The following is a 15034-nucleotide window of genomic DNA, read 5'->3' as shown; positions in this document are numbered from 1 at the left end:
ATTGCGCGTCTTCTCGTATAACGCCGTTAATCCCCTGTATTGACTCACTAAAATTTCTACACTGTCGGCATGAAAACAGTTAACCGACAACCGCGGGGGTTTACCTTGCTTGAATTATTGATGGTTCTGACCATTGTGGCGCTACTGGCTGGCGGCGGCTTGCATAGCTGGGGCGGTTATCAACAGGCATTGCGTCTGGAGCAGAACGCGCAGCAACTATTGGATTATTTAAACCGGATTCAGGCCAATGCGTATTGGCATAATGAAACCCGGACGGTTCGGCTTGTACGGCAGGATGAATACTGGTGCATAAACGGCGCGGCGGGCGGCAGCGATAAGATGAGCGGTTGCGGCGCGGGCGGCGATGAAAACCATATTTGTTGTGAAAGCGATGGACAGCAGTTTATGCGCGCCAATAATGATATCTCCGTATTGCGATCCACCAGCGATACCTTTGCGTTTTACGGTTTGCGCAATGCCGCCCAGGCCGGACACATTACGCTGACGAATCCGGCCGGGCGGTCGCGGTTGGTGATATCCGTACGCGGCCGTATGCGTTTGTGCAGCGAAGCGCAGCCGGTTCTGGCTATCCCGTTATGCTAAGGGAACAGGGATTCACGCTGGCGGAGGTTCTGCTGGCGCTCAGCCTGAGCAGCCTGATTATGCTGTCTGCGGCACAGCTGTATCCGATATTGCGTGCGCAAAGCCAGAACAGCGCCCAGCATTTCCGGCTGGAGCAGTTGTTCAGTCAGGTTGTCTCCGGCATTGAAAAAGATCTGCGGCGAGCCGGTTTTTGTGCCGGCGAATGCCGGGGGCGCGCGCTCAGCATTGGGCAGTATCCCGGGGAAGCGCCGCAAAGCTGTTTGAATGTATCCTATGATTTAAACCGTAACGGTGTTTGGGACGGGGGAGAGCAGCAGGATGCCGAATCATTTGGCTATCGTCTGCGCGCCGGCGCATTGGAGATTCAAAGCGGGGTTCATCATTGTCAGGGCGACCGCTGGGAAAAACTGTTTGATCCACGGGAAGTGGCGCTCACGCAGTTCCGTCTGCAACGTCTGGCCGAGCGCCCGGGCGTGGTTCTGTATGAGCTGCAACTGGCCGGCTACTGGACGAAACGGCCGGTTGTTCGGCGGAAAATCACCCGTCTGATCGTCGGGCGCAATCAATGAAAAAGGCTTCGCAGTCCGGCGGCGGAACGCTGGCGATGGTGATGCTGATATCCATCGTCGGACTACTGCTCATGTCCGGTTTGCAGCGCCAACTGGATGCGGCAGTACGGATGGGGAATGATGAGCGCCATTATCTGCGCGCCTTTAATCAGGCGCTGTCCTCTTTGAATTGGGCGATGAGTCTGCGTTGGCGCGCAACGGAAGCAGGCTGGCAATGTCAGATACTGGCGACGGAGGATTTGAAGGCCTGCCTGAAAAAGGCCTCTGATGAGGGGCGGTGGCTGTTGCGCGGCGAGGGGAGAATCCCTGCGCAGTCGCGTCCGCTGGTGTTATATCAGAGAGTCGTATTGTTAACCTCGGCGTCGGCGAATGCTACGCTGCGGCCTGTGTCGCATGGCTGGCTGGATTTTTGTCCGGATAAGGATGCGGCTCACTGTGCTGATTCGGAATAGGGCGCGCCGGGGGCGGCCGCTTCAGCAGAATGGCTTTAGCCTGCCGGAAACGCTGGTGGCGGCGTTACTGTTGGCGGTGTCGCTGATTGGGCTGCTGCAATATCATCAGGTATTGCAACAGTCGTTCAATCATCAATGGCAGCAGCGTCAGGCATGGCGGCTGGCCGACCAGCAATTGGCGGCGTATGAAGCAATGAAGTACGATGCATTAGCGACGGGAGGCGGATGGCGATTCACGCTGTCGGAACAGGCGCAGAGTGCGGAATGTCGCAAGGTGACGGCGACGGCAATCACGCCGCGGCATTATCAGGCGCAGCTTACGCGTTGGTTTTGCCGGACGGCGAGCGACTTCGCCGCGCGACATCATCCGTAACGGGCAACAAAGTATAATCAGCGGGACAGGAGCAGGATGTTTACGGTTTATCATTCAAATCAGTTGGATATCTTAAAACGGCTGATGGTTGAGCTGATTAAACGTCAGCCTCTGCAAGATCCCTTTCAGCGGGAAGTTATTCTGGTGCAAAGCCCCGGGATGGCGCAGTGGTTACAGATTGAGCTGGCTGAGCATTTCGGTATTGCGGCCAATATCCATTTTCCGCTGCCCGGCGTTTTTCTGTGGGACATGTGCCGTCATATTCTGCCGGATATCCCGAAAGAAAGCGCGTTCAGTAAAGATTCGATGACCTGGAAATTGATGCACCTGTTGCCTGAACAATTGGAGCAGCCCGCTTTTGCTTCCTTGCGTCATTATCTACATGAGGATGGCGACCAGCGTAAACTGCATCAGCTTGCCGGGCGTATTGCCGACCTTTTCGATCAGTATCTGATTTACCGTCCAGAGTGGATAGACCTGTGGCAACAGGGAAAACAGGTTGACGGTCTGGGGAGCAACCAACAGTGGCAGGCGGCGTCATGGTGTGCGCTGTTGAACTATACCCGTGAACTGGGCCAGCCTGAGTGGCACCATGCCAATCTGTACCAGCGTTTTATCAAAAAACTGGAGCAGGCGAAAACCTGTCCGACCGGGCTGCCGCCGCGGATATTTATCTGCGGTATTTCCGCTTTGCCGCCGGTGTATTTGCAGGCATTGCGGGCGCTGGCCCGGCATAGTGATGTTCACCTGCTGTTCACCAATCCCTGTCGCGATTACTGGAGCGACATTCAGGATTACAAGTTTCTGGCCAGGCTGAAAACCCGCAGCCGACGACTGCATTGCTGGGATAACGCTCAGTCGGCAGATTACCGTCCATTGTTCCGCGATGCGCAACAGGTTGATGCGCTGTTTGATACCGAAGGCGAACAGTGGGTGAATAACCCGCTGCTCGCTTCCTGGGGGAAGTTGGGCCGCGATCATCTTTATCTGCTGGCTGAGCTTGATGATGTGCAGGAAGTGGATGCTTTTGTCGATCTGGATACCGATAATCTGCTGCGAACCATACAGCGTGATATCCTGGAGTTGGAAGATCACAGCGTGGTGGCGCTGAGTAAAGCCTCTCTGGAAACCAGTACTCGAAAACGTCAGTTGGATCCTGGCGATCGAACCATTGATTTGCATGCCTGCCATAGCCCGCAGCGGGAAGTTGAAGTGCTGCACGATCAACTCCTTGCCATGATGGCCGATCACCCGGAGCTGACTCCCCGCGACATTATCGTCATGATGGCGGATATCGATAGCTATACGCCGTTTATTCAGGCCGTGTTTGGCAATGCCGCGGAAGATCGCTATCTGCCTTTCGCCATTTCCGATCAGCGGGTACGGCATGCTCACCCTGCGTTACCGGCGGTGATTAGCCTGCTTGATTTGCCCAACAGCCGCTTTACCGCTGAACAGGTGCTGGCCTTGCTGGAAGTGCCTGCGCTGGCGGCACGTTTTGGCATTCAGGAAGAAGGGCTGCGGCGTTTGCGCCTGTGGGTGGTGGAATCCGGTATTCGCTGGGGGCTGGATGATGACAACGTGCGCGACCTGATGCTGCCGGCAACAGGACAGCATACCTGGCGTTTCGGGTTGACAAGAATGTTGCTGGGCTATGCGATGGACAGCACTACGGGCGACTGGCAAGGCGTGTTGCCCTATGACGAATCCAGCGGCCTGATAGCCGAGCTGGCCGGTCAGTTGGCTGAACTCTTAATGAAGCTTAACCAATGGCGCCACCGTTTGCAGCAGCCCCGAACCCTGACCGAATGGCTGCCTTTATGTCGGCAACTGATTGATACTTTTTTTTACGCGGACAGTGATACCGAAGCCGCCTTGACGCTGATTGAAAAACAGTGGCAGCACATTATCAGTATGGGAACGGCGGCCCGCTATCCACAGCTGGTGCCGGTTTCGCTGTTGCGAGACGAACTTTCCCGCAGGCTCGATCAGGAGCGGCTCAGCCAGCGCTTTCTGGCCGGCGCCATCAACTTTTGTACGCTGATGCCGATGCGTTCCATCCCATTTAAAGTGGTATGCCTGCTGGGAATGAACGACGGCGTATACCCACGGACGTTGCCGCCGCTTGGTTTTGATCTGATGGGGAGGAAATTTAAGCGTGGCGATCGCAGCCGGCGTGATGACGACCGCTATCTGTTTCTGGAAGCGTTGCTCTCGGCGCAGCACAAACTGTATATCAGCTATATAGGCCGCTCGATACAGGACAATACCCGTCGCTATCCATCCGTATTGGTCAGTGAACTGATGGAATACATTGCGCAAAGTTATTATCTGCCGCAAGACAAGGATTGCGATATTGATACCAGCGCGGAACGCGTCGCACGCCATTTGTGTCATGAGCACAGCCGTATGCCGTTCGATGCGCAAAATTTTCTTCCTCCTGCGCCGCTGAGTTTTGCTGCGGAATGGCTGGCGGCGGCAAACAGACAGGGGCAATCGCAACCTGATTTCGATCGGGAACTGCCCCTGGAACGTTATACCGACATCAGTCTGGATGACCTGAAGCGTTTTTATCGTCATCCGATCCGGGCTTTCTTCCAACTGCGGCTGGGGGTGAATTTCATGCTGCAAAATGATGATCTGCTTGATGAAGAGCCCTTTACCGTGGATAACCTAAGCCGCTATCAGTTGAATACCGAATTGCTTAATACCCTGATAGCACAGGGCGATCCTGAGCGATTATATCGTCGTATCCGCGCGGCGGGCGGGCTGCCGTATGGCGCTTTTGGCGAACTATACTGGCAGGCTCAGCAACAGGAAATGTCAGGCCTGGCTGAACGCATATGCGCAGAGCTGACGCCGGGCAAGGCAGACAGTCTGGAGGTGGATATCAGGCTTGACGGCGTGCGTGTCAGCGGTTGGCTGGCTCAGGTGCAGCACGATGGGCTGATACGCTGGCGGCCGGGTAAATTGTCAATGACGGACGGCATTACCTTATGGCTGGAACATCTGGTCTGGTGCCTGGCTGGCGGTCAGGGAGAAAGCCGGATGTTCGGGCGTGAGAAAACCCTCTGGCGTTTTGCCTCCATACCGGTCGGGCAGGCAAGGGAATATCTGCAACTGATGCTGGAGGGGTATCAGCAAGGGATGAATAAGCCGTTATTGCTGCTGAATAAGTCGGGCAGCGCGTGGTTAACCCAATGCTATGACCGTGACGGCGACAGGATCCTCTGGGATGAAGAAACGCAAGGTAAGGCGCGAGCCAAGCTTCTACAGGCCTGGCAGGGCAATATGGGTATGATGGGCGAGAGCGAGGATTATTACCTACAGCGGATTGTTCGTGAGTTGGATGAAAGGCGTATGGATGAGGTTATTGAAGCGGCGCAAACCTGGTTGCTGCCGCCAATCCGTTCTAATCTGGTTTGATTTATATAAAAAGTTGGTTGACGTGAAGGCTATGGAGAAATGCATGCGTAAGCAGTTTATCTGGATGACCGGATTGTTTTTTTTACTCACTTTCTGGCTTCCGTTAAGTTGGGCGGAAACCGGTTGGCAGCCGCTGGCGCAAACGATTCGTAAAAGTGAGAAAGATCCACGCCAGTATCAGGCGATAAAACTGGATAACGGAATGACCGTACTGTTGGTTTCCGATCCGCAGGCGACAAAATCCCTGGCCTCACTGGCATTGCCGGTCGGATCGCTGGAAGATCCGGATAATCAGTTAGGGCTGGCTCATTATCTCGAACATATGGTTTTGATGGGTTCCAAGCGCTATCCACAGCCGGAAGCGTTGTCTGAGTTCCTGAAAAAACACGGCGGCAGCCACAATGCCAGCACGGCGTCGTACCGCACGGCGTTCTACCTGGAAGTGGAAAATGACGCGCTGCAACCGGCGGTCGATCGTCTGGCGGATGCCATCGCTGAACCCTTGCTTGATCCGGTTAACGCCGATCGCGAACGCAATGCGGTGAATGCGGAACTGACCATGGCGCGCTCCCGCGATGGTCATCGCATGGCGCAGGTGGGGGCGGAGACATTGAATCCGGCGCATCCCGGTTCGCGATTCTCCGGCGGCAACCTCGACACCTTGAGCGATAAGCCAGGCAGCAAGCTGCATGACGAACTGGTGAAGTTTTATCAGCGTTATTACTCGGCCAATCTGATGAAAGGCGTGATTTACAGTAATCAGCCTTTACCGGCGCTGGCAAAACTGGCCGCGGAGACCTTTGGCCGTATTGCCAATCATGATGCCGGCATTGCGCCGATTACCGTACCGGTAACCACCGAAAAACAGCGCGGCATCATGATCCACTATGTCCCGGCCCAGCCACGCAAACAGCTGCGGATTGAGTTCCGGGTGGAAAACAACAGCCAGGCGTTTCGCAGCAAAACGGACACCTATATCGGTTATTTGATCGGTAACCGCAGCCAGAACACGCTATCGGACTGGTTGCAAAAAGAAGGATTGGTTGAATCGATTGGCGCAGGGGCGGACCCGGTTATCGATCGCAACGGCGGCATCTTTGCGATTTCCGCATCGTTAACGGATAAAGGGCTGGCGCAGCGCGATGACGTCATTGCGGCAATCTTCAATTACCTGCAACTGGTGCGTCGGGAAGGCATCCAGCAGCGCTATTTTGATGAGATAGCCAATGTGCTGGATCTGGATTTCCGCTATCCCTCTATCAGCCGCGATATGGATTATATTGAATGGCTGGTGGACACCATGTTGCGGGTGCCGGTAGAGCATACGCTGGATGCCATGTATCTGGCCGATCGCTACGATCCGCAAGCCATCGCCGAACGGCTGGATTATATGACGCCGCAGAATGCCCGCATCTGGCTGATCGGCCCGGATGAACCCCACAACAAAGTGGCCTATTTTGTTGACGCGCCTTATCAGGTCGACAAAGTCTCCGAGGCGACGTTCGCCAAATGGCAAAAACTGGGGCGGAACATCTCACTGGCCTTACCCGCCATCAATCCCTACATCCCGGACGACTTTTCCCTGATCGAGGCGGATACCGGCATTACGCATCCGAAAATGTTGCTGCAACAGCCCGGGTTGCGGGTGATGTATATGCCCAGCCGCTATTTCGCCGACGAACCCAAGGCGGATATCACGCTGCTGTTGCGCAATAAAGAAGCCCGCAGCTCGGCGCGCAATCAGGTTCTGTTCGCGCTGAATGATTATCTGGCCGGTCTGGCGTTGGATGAGCTGAGCTATCAGGCGTCAGTGGGCGGCATCAGCTTTTCCACCTCCAGCAATGATGGTTTGGTGATCAACGCCAATGGCTATACCCAGCGGCTGCCCCAGCTTTTACTGGCGCTGGTGGAGGGCTATTCCTCTTTCGCCTCGACGGAAGAACAGCTTCAGCAGGCTAAATCCTGGTATTTGCAACAGTTGGACTCGGCGGAAAAAGCGAAAGCGTTTGAACAAGCCATACAGCCAATACAGGCGCTGTCGCAGGTGCCTTATACTGAACGTTCTGAACGCCGTAATTTGCTGAAAGATATCCGCTTGCAAGATATTGTTGATTATCGAAACGCGTTGTTGCAAAAGGCCACGCCGGAAATGCTGGTGGTGGGTAACTTGCGGCCTGAGCAGGTTACGGAACTGGCGCAGACGTTAAAAGAACGCCTGAACTGTGGCGGAGAAACCCTGTGGCGTAGCGCTGAGGTGCAGATCCGTAAAACGCAGCGGGCCAATTTGCAGCGTCCGGGCAGCAGCACCGACTCCGCGCTGGCGGCGGTGTACATTCCGACTGGATATAGTGAAATTCAAAGCATGGCCTATAGCGCCGTGCTGGGGCAGATTATTCAGCCCTGGTTTTACAGTCAGCTAAGAACGGAAGAGCAGTTGGGGTATGCGGTGTTTGCTTTCCCGATGTCCGTCGGGCGGCAATGGGGGATGGGTTTCCTGCTGCAAAGCAACAGTAAACAGCCTGCCTATCTGTATCCGCGCTATCAGGATTTCTACCAAAAAGCGCAAAACCGGCTGCGGGCGATGAAGGCTGAAGATTTTGCGCAGTACAAACAGGGCGTGATTAATGAACTCAGCCAGCGTCCGCAAACGCTCAGTGAAGAAGTCGGACGCTTTACCAACGATCTGGATCGGGAGAATTTTGCGTTTGATACCCGTGAGAAGCTGATTGCCGAAATTAAGCCGCTGACGGTGACGCAACTGGCTGATTTCTTCCGGCAGACGCTGAAGCCTGAAGGGCTGGCGGTATTGTCGCAAATCTCCGGCAGCCATCATGGTCAGGCGGAGTATGCTGCGCCACAGGGTTGGCATACCTATCCTGACACCTCTTCGTTGCAGAAAACGCTGCCATTACAGCAAGCGCCGGCGATGAGCGCCACGAGCGGGTTGCAGAGCGAGTCTACCCTGAATAGCGGCGCATCGGTCGGCAAGGGTACGCAAAAATGAAGCATGCCGCGCCGCAATCATTGAACGTCCTGACGTTGCCGCTTCTGGGGGAGCGGCTGATTGAGGCGTCGGCAGGGACGGGGAAAACTTACACGCTGGCTGCGCTTTATTTACGTTTACTGCTGGGGTTGGGGCGGCAGTCCGCTTACCCGCGTCCGTTGCTGGTGGAAGAAATTCTGGTGGTGACCTTTACTGAGGCAGCCACGGAAGAACTGCGTGAGCGTATCCGTGAGAAGATCCACGCGCTGCGTATTGCCTGTATTCGTGGGGGCAGTCAGGATCCGCTGCTTACCTTGCTGCTGGATGAGCTCCAGGATCATGGCGGCGCGGCCGACATACTGCTTGGCGCCGAACGCCAGATGGATGAAGCCGCCATCTACACCATTCATGGATTTTGTCAGCGAATGTTAAGCACTAATGCCTTTGAGTCCGGCGTTTTGTTTGAGCAGGAACTGATAGAGGATGAACAGCCGTTGCGTCGTCAGGCCTGTGCCGATTTCTGGCGTCGCTATTGTTATCCGCTGCCGGTGGAGGTGGCGCGAGTGGTGGGGCTGGAATGGAATGGGCCGGAGAGTTTACTGGCTGACCTGATGCCATACTTGCAGGGCGAAAGTCCGGTTTTTCGTCATCCCCCGGAGGAGGATGAGACGCTGCTGAGCCGGCACCAGAAGATTACTGCCGCTATTGATGATTTCAAGCGGCAGTGGCTGGCCGCCTCAGCGGATCTGGGGGCGCTGATCGGCGCATCTGGTGTGGATAAACGCAGCTACAGCAGTAAAAATCTGCCCAACTGGTTGCAGAAAGTGACGCTGTGGGCCGAACAGCAAACGCAGGATTATCAGTTGCCGAAAGAGCTGGACAGGTTCAGTCAACAGACGCTGGCGGAGAAAACCAAAAAAGGCGAACCGCCGGTACATGCCGTATTTGAGGCAACCGACAGATTGCTCAGCGCCTCTCTCTCGCTGCGTGATTTAGTGATGGTGCGGGCGTTGAGCGAGATTCGCCGATCGGTGCGGGAAGAAAAACGCCAGCGGGCGGAGTTAGGGTTTGATGACTTACTGAGCCGACTGGATGAAGCGTTGCAGCAGCCTGGAAGTGAACTGCTGGCGGGTTCAATTCGTGAACGCTATCCCGTCGCGATGATCGACGAATTTCAGGATACCGATCCCCAGCAGTACCGGATTTTCCGCACGCTGTATCTCGGCCAGCTGCAGTGTGGCCTGCTGTTGATCGGCGATCCGAAACAGGCGATTTATGCATTCCGCGGGGCGGATATTTTCACCTATATGCGCGCCCGTTCTGAGGTAAGCGCCCACTATACGCTGGACACCAACTGGCGTTCGTCGCATCAGATGGTTCGGGGCGTGAACCGTTTATTTCAGCGAATTGACCATCCTTTTATTTTTAAGGACATCCCTTTTCTTGCCGTCGAACCCGCCGCGCCGAAACGCGATCTGGTTTTTAATGTGGCAGGCGAGCCGCAGCCTGCGCTTCAGTTGTGGCTGACGGGCGCAGAGTCCATTGGCGTTGGCGACTATCAGCAGTTAATGGCCCGGCAGTGCGCCGCGCAGATCCGCGACTGGCTGGCCGCCAGCCAGCGAAATGAGGCTTGGCTGGAAACCGGTAAAGCGAGGCGTCTGGTTCAGGCCTCTGATATGAGCGTTTTGGTGCGCAGCCGTCATGAAGCTGCGCTGGTGCGCGATGCGCTCAGCAGGCTGGCGATCCCATCGGTTTATCTTTCTAACCGTGACAGCGTTTTCACCACGCCGGAAGCCCGTGACCTGTTGTGGCTGTTGCAGGCGGTACTGACGCCGGAGCAGGAAAGAACGCTACGTAGCGCAATGGCGACCTCTCTGATGGGGTTGGACGCGCGGGCGGTAGATGCATTAAGCCGCAGCGAAGCGGCGTGGGATGCCCTGGTTGATGAATTCGCTGGTTATCGCGCGCTCTGGCGTCAACGCGGCGTATTGCCGATGCTGCGGGCGATCATGAACCGCCACCAACTGGCGGAGAATCTGCTCGCCAGCGTCGATGGCGAGCGACGGTTGACGGATATTCTGCACATCGGTGAGTTATTGCAGGATGCTTCATCGGCGCTGGACAGCGAGCACGCATTAGTGCGCTGGCTATCGCAGCAGATCACCCAGCCCAATCCGCAGGCGGAGAACCAGCAGCTCCGCCTGGAAAGCGATCGTCATCTGGTACAGATCGTGACTATTCATAAATCAAAAGGACTGGAATATCCGCTGGTCTGGCTGCCGTTTATCAGCAATTTTCGGGTGCAGTCACAAGGGGTTTACCACGACAGAAGCAGTTATCAGGCTTTTCTGGATCTCCATAACGGTGAGGAAAGCCAGTCATTGGCTGAAGAAGAACGTCTGGCGGAGGATTTGCGCTTATTGTACGTGGCGCTTACCCGTTCCATCTATCACTGTAGCGTCGGGGTCGCGCCACTTCAGCGCACACGCAAGAAAGATGCAAGCAGCGACATGCACCTGAGTGCGCTTGGATATTTGCTCCAACGCGGCAAAGAGATGGATGCGGCGGCGCTGGTGACCGAGCTTGAAGGAATGGCGGGGGACGGTGTGGCATTAACTCCGGTACAGCCTGGCGATGAAATCGCCTGGCAACCCGGCGTGTCTGACCGGCCTGAACTACTGGCGCGGCGCAGCGTTCGAATGCTGCGTGATGGCTGGCGGGTGACCAGTTATTCCGGTTTGCAGCAGCATGGTTCTTCCGCCGTACAGGAACTGATGCCGCGTCTGGATATTGAAGCGATGGGGGAGCGTCAGGGGGAGCGGGAAACGCTGTTCACCCCGCATACTTTCCCGCGAGGCGCGAGTCCCGGTACGTTTTTACATAGTCTGTTTGAAACGCTGGATTTTACGCAACCGGTCGATGAAACATGGCTGGCGGAACAACTGCAAGCGCAGGGGCTGGAAGATCTCTGGCATCCGACACTGCGCCAATGGATGGACACCGTGTTGACCACGCCGTTGAATGATGAAGGTATAACATTGTCGGCGTTGGATGCCCGGCATAAGCAGGCGGAACTACAGTTTTATTTGCCGATTCAGGCGCCGATGCAGGCGGTACAGTTCGATCGTCTGGCGAAGCGATATGATCCTTTGTCCGCGCAATGTCCGCCCCTGTCGTTTCAGCAGGTTCAGGGTATGCTGAAGGGGTTTATCGATTTGGTGTTCTGCTGGGAAGGACGCTATTACCTGCTGGATTATAAGTCCAACTGGCTGGGGGCCGATGCCAGCGCCTACACGCAGCCTGCCATGATGCAGGCAATGGCCGCGCACCGTTATGACTTGCAGTATCAGCTTTATAGTCTGGCGCTGCACCGCTACCTGCGTCACCGCATCGCGGACTATGATTATGAACGCCATTTTGGCGGTGTATTTTACCTGTTTCTGCGTGGTGTCGATGACCGTTACCCCGGTAACGGGGTGTTTTATTTCCGTCCGCCGGAAGCGTTTATCACCGGGTTGGATCAACTGTTTGACGGAACGCCGGTACAGGATGCCAGTCATGCTTGAATTACTCGAAACGGCATTGCAGCGTCGGCTTCTGCGCCCATTGGATATTCAGTTCGCCAGAATGCTGGCAGACGATGACCACCCTCATTTACTGTTGGCCGCGGCCTGTCTGAGTGCTCAGTCAGGTGCCGGGAATGTTTGCCTGCCGCTGGATACGTTACAGTCTGCGCTGCTGTTTGATGGGCGCGATCGCGAACTGGCGCAGTTACTGTTGGCGGCCGCCGGTCAGCCGGATATCGCCGGCTGGCGACAACATTTACTCGGCTCCCCGGCGGTCGGCGATGGCAGCCGTCCGACGCCGCTGGTGTTACGGCGGGAAAAGCTCTATTTGCAGCGCAGCTGGCAGAGCGAAGGGCAGGTGGCGCGGTTTATTGCCCGTCAAGATCACCATTTCCCGGTCGATGAACCCGCTATCCGTGCGGTGCTTGATACGCTGTTCCCCGCTATCGGCAACGAGATTGACTGGCAGAAAGTTGCCGCCGCGGTGGCCTTGACCCGGCGCATCGCTATCATCTCTGGTGGCCCTGGCACCGGGAAGACCACCACGGTCGCCAAACTGCTGGCCGCTTTGATTCAGCTTAATACGGAGGGGGCGTTGCGTATTCAACTGGCTGCGCCGACGGGCAAAGCTGCCGCGCGTTTGACGGAGTCGCTGGGCGCGGCGTTGAATAACCTCTCGTTGAGCCAGGTTCATCGCGGTTGTTTTCCACAGGAAGCAACAACGCTTCACCGCTTATTGGGGGCGGTGCCGGACAGCCAGCGTTTGCGTCATCATCAGGGGAACCCGCTGCATCTTGATGTGCTGGTGGTGGATGAAGCCTCGATGGTGGATCTGCCGATGATGGCTAACCTGATTGCCGCGCTGCCTGGGCAGGCTAGAGTTATCTTGCTGGGCGATCGCGATCAACTGGCGTCGGTCGAGGCGGGGGCGGTGCTGGGGGATATCTGTCGTTTTGCCGAAGCGGGGTATAGCAGCGCCAGAGCGCAACAGCTACAGCGGTTGACCGGTTGCCGGTTGGACGATAATGGAGCGGAAAGCCCGGCGAGCGTGGGAGACGGCATTTGTCTGCTGCGCAGGAGCTATCGCTTTGATCGGCATTCTGGTATTGGGCAACTGGCGCTGGCGGTAAATAACGGTGACGAGCGGCGTGTTCTTGCTGTTTTGAACGGTACGTTTACGGATATCGCCCGTCACCCGCTGGAGGAAACGGAAGATTACCGACGGATGCTGGCTCAGGGGGTTGAAGGCTACCGTGATTATCTACAACTTCTTGCCTCCGGCGCCAGTCCGGAAGCGGTTCTGCTGGCTTTCCAGCGTTATCGTCAACTGTGTGCCCTGCGCGAGGGGCCATTTGGCGTCGCGGGGCTTAATCAGCGAATCGAACAGGCGTTGCATAAAACCGGGCTGATTCAGCGTAGCCGCAATCCACTCAATCGCTGGTATGTCGGCCGCCCGGTAATGATCGAACGTAATGATGCGGTGTTGGGATTATTTAATGGTGATATCGGTATTGCCATGTTGAGTGAACATGCTGAACTGCGGGTCTATTTCCAGTTACCGAATGGAAAAACCAAGGCGGTGGCCCCCAGCCGTTTGCCGCCGCATGACACCGCTTATGCCATGACGGTACATAAATCGCAAGGGTCGGAGTTTGAGCATACCGCACTGGTATTGCCGAATCAGTACCTGCCGGTGTTGACGCGGGAGCTGGTTTATACCGCCATCACCCGGGCCCGTCAGCGCCTTTCGTTATATGGCGATACGAAGATTTTGTGTCGGGCGGTGAAAACGCCGACCCAGCGACACAGCGGGCTGGTGGAGCGAATAAACCTGATTGTATCCGGCGAGAATGATTAGGCTTATATACCCATCATACTTCAAGCTGCATGTGCGTTGGCTGCGTTGCTCAGCCTATCCGTGGGCTTCGTCGCGGCGGGGGTAATCCGGATAGCGTTTATCAGGCGGATTCACGTTCAATCAGTGAAAAACCAATATCCACGATGGGTTCCGTAACGTTTTTCCCCTCGATTTTTTCTGCCAGCATCGCGGCGGCGTCTTTACCTATTTTCCAGCGATCAATTCTGATTGTGGTGATCGAAGGCGTATTGTGCGACGCAAAATCAAGGTCGCCAAATCCAATCACCGCCAGTTTATCCGGCACGCTCAATCCTCTTACGCCGGCTTCCATAATGGCGCCTTGCGCCAGAGTATCGGAACTACAGATGATGGCATCGAATCTGCCGCCATCGGCAAGAAGATTGCTTAATCCGCGACGTCCCAGGGCTAAGGTCGCGGGTAAAGGGACTGATGTTTCGCTGATATGGCAGCCTGGCTGCGCTTGCATAATCTCATGAATTCCTTTCTTACGCTGTCCGGCTCGTCTGTCTTCTGTCCAGAGCAGGCCGAGTCGCAAGTAGCCTTTGATCAGTAAATACTGAGCGATGGAATTGCCTATTCTTTCATGAGAAAAACCGACCAGCATATCAAGCGGTGTCGGGGTCAGATCCCAGATTTCCACCACCGGAATACTGGCGTTGAGGATAATTTTCTTTAACTCCGAAGAGTGGTGAATTCCGGTGAGGACAATGCCGTCCGGACGACGAGAAAGAATGGTCGCCACAATATCGGTTTCAGATTCGTGCGTGTATCCTGCGACGCACAACAACATGTGATAACCACGTACCGCAAGCTCGTCGCTAATCGCCTGCACGGTATCAACGAACATGTTGTTATTTATCTGAGGGACGACGACAGCAATAAGCTTGCTGCGTTTGGACGCTAAACCACCCGCTAACATATTGGGTATATAGCCAGTGGCTCGAACGGCTTCCATCACTTTGCCTATGGTTTCCGGCCGGACAATTTGGGGATTGTTCAGCGCTCTGCTGACTGTCATTGGCGACAGTCCTGCCGCACGAGCCACGTCTTCCAGCGTCGGGGGGCGTTGCTGGCTATTGCCGGTATTTTTACCGCTTTTCAATCAAGGCTCCCTTTTGTAAGACATCTGACCTCATGTCCGTCGGATTATCGTTGATGGTGCGCTTATTTTCCAGTCATCTAT

9 protein-coding genes are annotated in these 15034 nt (G+C 55.7%); 8 read left to right on the top strand and 1 reads right to left on the bottom strand.

Going from position 1 to position 15034, the window contains the following annotated elements; genetic code table 11:
- Positions 1-69 precede the first annotated feature (69 nt).
- From JG725_RS08655 to recD, 8 genes are read left to right on the top strand one after another with little or no spacing between them, the layout of a single operon-like run.
- Entirely contained in the window at positions 70-603 is a 534-nt protein-coding gene (locus tag JG725_RS08655; RefSeq protein WP_199377610.1) for a prepilin peptidase-dependent protein, read from the top strand.
- A complete protein-coding gene (locus JG725_RS08650) occupies positions 597-1172 on the top strand; it encodes a prepilin peptidase-dependent protein (protein WP_172289591.1) in 576 nt (191 codons plus the stop codon). The genes JG725_RS08655 and JG725_RS08650 overlap by 7 nt, the downstream gene beginning before the upstream one ends.
- Positions 1169-1624 (top strand): YgdB family protein, encoded by a 456-nt coding sequence (locus tag JG725_RS08645; protein WP_172289592.1) that lies wholly within the window; start codon positions 1169-1171, stop codon positions 1622-1624. Before JG725_RS08650 ends, JG725_RS08645 begins: the two co-directional genes overlap by 4 nt.
- Complete coding sequence (locus JG725_RS08640; protein ID WP_233356383.1) at positions 1611-1997, top strand: prepilin-type N-terminal cleavage/methylation domain-containing protein; 387 nt, start codon at positions 1611-1613, stop codon at positions 1995-1997. The genes JG725_RS08645 and JG725_RS08640 overlap by 14 nt, the downstream gene beginning before the upstream one ends.
- Before the next feature lie 36 nt (positions 1998-2033).
- A complete protein-coding gene (gene recC, locus JG725_RS08635; RefSeq protein WP_199377608.1) occupies positions 2034-5423 on the top strand; it encodes an exodeoxyribonuclease V subunit gamma in 3390 nt (1129 codons plus the stop codon).
- Positions 5424-5466: 43 nt separating this feature from the next.
- Positions 5467-8427, top strand: a complete 2961-nt coding sequence (ptrA, locus tag JG725_RS08630) for a pitrilysin (protein ID WP_199377606.1) — start codon at positions 5467-5469, stop codon at positions 8425-8427.
- Entirely contained in the window at positions 8424-11972 is a 3549-nt protein-coding gene (gene recB / locus JG725_RS08625; protein ID WP_199377604.1) for an exodeoxyribonuclease V subunit beta, read from the top strand. Before ptrA ends, recB begins: the two co-directional genes overlap by 4 nt.
- Positions 11965-13830, top strand: coding sequence for an exodeoxyribonuclease V subunit alpha (recD, locus tag JG725_RS08620; RefSeq protein ID WP_199377603.1), 1866 nt, complete (start codon positions 11965-11967; stop codon positions 13828-13830). The genes recB and recD overlap by 8 nt, the downstream gene beginning before the upstream one ends.
- Positions 13831-13930: 100 nt before the next feature.
- On the opposite strand, the gene JG725_RS08615 is transcribed toward recD, so the two are convergent.
- Positions 13931-14953 (bottom strand): LacI family DNA-binding transcriptional regulator, encoded by a 1023-nt coding sequence (locus JG725_RS08615; RefSeq protein ID WP_199377601.1) that lies wholly within the window; start codon positions 14951-14953, stop codon positions 13931-13933.
- Positions 14954-15034 lie beyond the last annotated feature (81 nt).

It is taken from the genome of Brenneria sp. L3-3C-1 (assembly GCF_016456245.1).
In the GTDB taxonomy this organism is placed as follows: domain Bacteria; phylum Pseudomonadota; class Gammaproteobacteria; order Enterobacterales; family Enterobacteriaceae; genus Brenneria.
Note: the sequence above shows the minus strand (reverse complement) of the source record. Positions and strands in the feature narration are given on the sequence as shown.